General features: G+C 70.3%; 2 protein-coding genes and 1 pseudogene. 2 read left to right on the top strand and 1 reads right to left on the bottom strand.

All coding sequences use genetic code 11. The features are described from left to right. Together AC27IO_RS22650 and AC27IO_RS22645 are read left to right on the top strand one after the other, a co-directional pair. The coding region (locus AC27IO_RS22650; protein ID WP_498740893.1) for a DUF3426 domain-containing protein at positions 1–1254 on the top strand (1254 nt) is incomplete at its 5' end. Between the two features lie 33 nt (positions 1255–1287). Further along, the gene (locus AC27IO_RS22645) at positions 1288–2184 is read left to right on the top strand and encodes a carbohydrate kinase family protein (protein WP_498740891.1); all 897 of its coding nucleotides are present in this window, start codon (positions 1288–1290) and stop codon (positions 2182–2184) included. A 101-nt stretch (positions 2185–2285) separates the two neighbouring features. Here AC27IO_RS22645 and AC27IO_RS22640 read toward each other — a convergent pair. Then, a pseudogene (locus tag AC27IO_RS22640) lies at positions 2286–2666 on the bottom strand (hypothetical protein); the annotation flags it as partial.

The following is a 2666-nucleotide window of genomic DNA, read 5'->3' as shown; positions in this document are numbered from 1 at the left end:
CCAACGCCAGCGCCGACCGCACCGCTGCCGATGGACGACCCCGCCCCGCCCGCGCCACTGGAGGTGCCGGAGCCGCCGCCGGTGCCGAGCTATCTCACGGCGCGGCCGCTGGCGTCGCCGGGCGTGGAGCCGCCCGCCGACTGGAGCCTGGAGCCTGCGTCTCCGCTGGTTTGGCGAACCCGCTCGAGCGCGACGGATTCCACTGCCGCGCCGGCCAAGCCCGTTCTACCTCCACTGCCATCGGGATGGGCCTTGCCGGGATCGGTGGCTGCCGCTGAACGGCCCATCGGTGCGGTGCCCGCCGCCTCGACAACCCCGCAGGATGAAGCGGCTGTGGCAGGGCGCGCGCACAGCGCACCGCCACCGGAGCCAGCGGGCTATGAACTGCCCTTCGCCGAGTTGCGCGATTCCGAATGGCCCGAGGATCTGGACGACGGGCCGCTGCTCGCCGCCGCCGATGTGCCGGATGGCAATGGGCGGCAGGCTTCGACCGACGATGCCATCGCCAAGGCGGTGGCCATGGACATGGCCCTGGAAGCCATCGATGCCGACACCGATCCGGTGGCCATTGCCACGCAGGCCGGTGGTGGGCTGGAGGGCGTGGTGGCGTTGCCGGCAGAAGCGGCCATCGCCTCCGCGGCCCTGGCCGGTGCGCAGCCTTCCGTTCACCGCCTGCCGCTGCACTCGCCTGCGAAAGACGATGACGAAGACGACGATGCGGTGCATGCCACGGCCGCCGATGAGCCGGGCTTCATGCGCGCCGCGCGCCGCAAGGCCTTCTGGGGCAAGCCGGCGGTGCGGGCCGGCCTGGCCGTGCTGCTGATGGCCCTGGCCGCAGGCCTTGGCCTGCAGATGGCAGTGCAGGAGCGCGACCGGCTGGCATCGCAGTACCCCGGTGCGCGGCCCATCCTCCAGGCGCTGTGCGTGCCGCTGCAATGCGCCATCGCCGCCCCGCGCCGCATCACCGAAGTGGTGATCGACAGCTCGTCCTTCAACAAGGGACGGGGCGACTCGTATCAGCTGGCCTTGTCCATCAAGAGCCGTGCCGGCTTTGCCGTGGCCATGCCGTCGGTGGAGCTCACGCTGACCGACACGCAGGACCGGCCGGTGCTGCGCCGCGTGCTGCAGCCCCAGGACCTGGGGGCTCCCGCGGAGATCGCGCCCGGCGGCGAATGGAGCGGCACCTTGCCCATGGTGGTGGCCACGGGCGGCGCGCGCGTCTCCGGCTACCGTGTTCTGGCTTTCTATCCCTGATCTTCGGATCTTTTCTTCTTCACCGGATTTGTTATGGCTGCCTTGATTTGCGGTTCCCTGGCGTTCGACACCATCATGACTTTCGAGGGCCGCTTCGCCGAGCAGATACTGCCGGACCAGTTGCACATCCTGAACGTCTCGTTCCTCGTGCCTTCCCTGCGCCGGGACTTCGGCGGCTGCGCCGGCAACATCGCCTACAGCCTGAAGCTGCTGGGCGGCGATCCGGTGCCCATGGCCATGCTGGGCAGCGACGGCGCAGGCTATCAGGAGCGCCTGCGCAGCCTGGCCATCGACACGCGCCACGTGGGACAGGTGGATGACCTCTACACGGCCCAGGCGATGATCATGACCGACCGCGACAACAACCAGATCACGGCCTTCCACCCCGGTGCCATGATGCAGGCCCACCGCTCGCGCATCGTGGCCGAGCCTGACGTGCGCCTGGCCATCATCGCGCCCGATGGCCGCGACGCCATGCTGCAGCACGCCGCGCAACTGGTCGAGGCGGGCATTCCGTTCGTGTTCGATCCGGGCCAGGGCCTGCCCATGTTCAACGGCCAGGAACTGGCGCGGTTCATCGAGCAGGCCACGTGGATCACCGTGAACGACTACGAAGGCCGCATGCTGTGCGAGCGCACGGGCTGGAGCCTGCAGGACATCTCCCGCAAGGTGCGCGGCCTTGTCGTCACGCTGGGCGCCGAGGGCTGCGACGTCTGGGAGAACGGCGAGCGCACCAACGTGCCGGTCGCGGCGCCGGCCGAGGTGGTGGACCCCACCGGCTGCGGCGACGCCTGGCGGGGCGCGCTGCTCTTCGGCCTGGAGCGGGACTGGCCCCTGGTGCGCTGCGCCGCGCTGGGCAACCGCATGGGCGCGCTCAAGATCGCGCAGCGCGGGCCGCAGAACTACGTGCTCGACTTCCACCCCGAGTAAGCCGAGGGCACAGGCCTGCTGCGGCACGATGCGTGTGCAGCAGGCATAAAAAAACCCGGTGCAGGGCACCGGGTTGGCGGGACTTCCCGTGGACGTGGGCCTTACGGCTTGCCACCCGTGGGGAAGGGCCAGGCGGCCTGGGGGTTCAGCGTGGTCTGGGCTGCAGGCGCGGGCGCAGGGGCCTTGGCGGCTTTCTTGGGCGCGGCGGCCTTCTTGGCGGCCGGTGCTGCGGCAGGCTTCTTGGCAGCAGGTGCGGCCGAGGTCTTCTTCGCCGACGTCACGGCCTTCTTGGTCGCGGTCGCTGGCTTGGCGCTGGCCTTCTTGGCCGCCGGTGCTGCGGCCTTCTTGGCCGGTGCAGCCGACTTCTTCACGGCCGTTGCCTTCTTCGCTGGCGCTGCGGCTTTCTTGGCCGGAGCAGCGGCCTTCTTGGCCGGCGCTGCTGCCTTCTTCGCAGCCGTCACCTTCTTGGCGGGGGCGGCGGC

This window comes from Acidovorax sp. KNOB132, assembly GCF_057541515.1.
The sequence above is the reverse complement of the archived record's forward strand: the minus strand, read 5'-3'. Positions and strand labels throughout refer to the sequence as shown.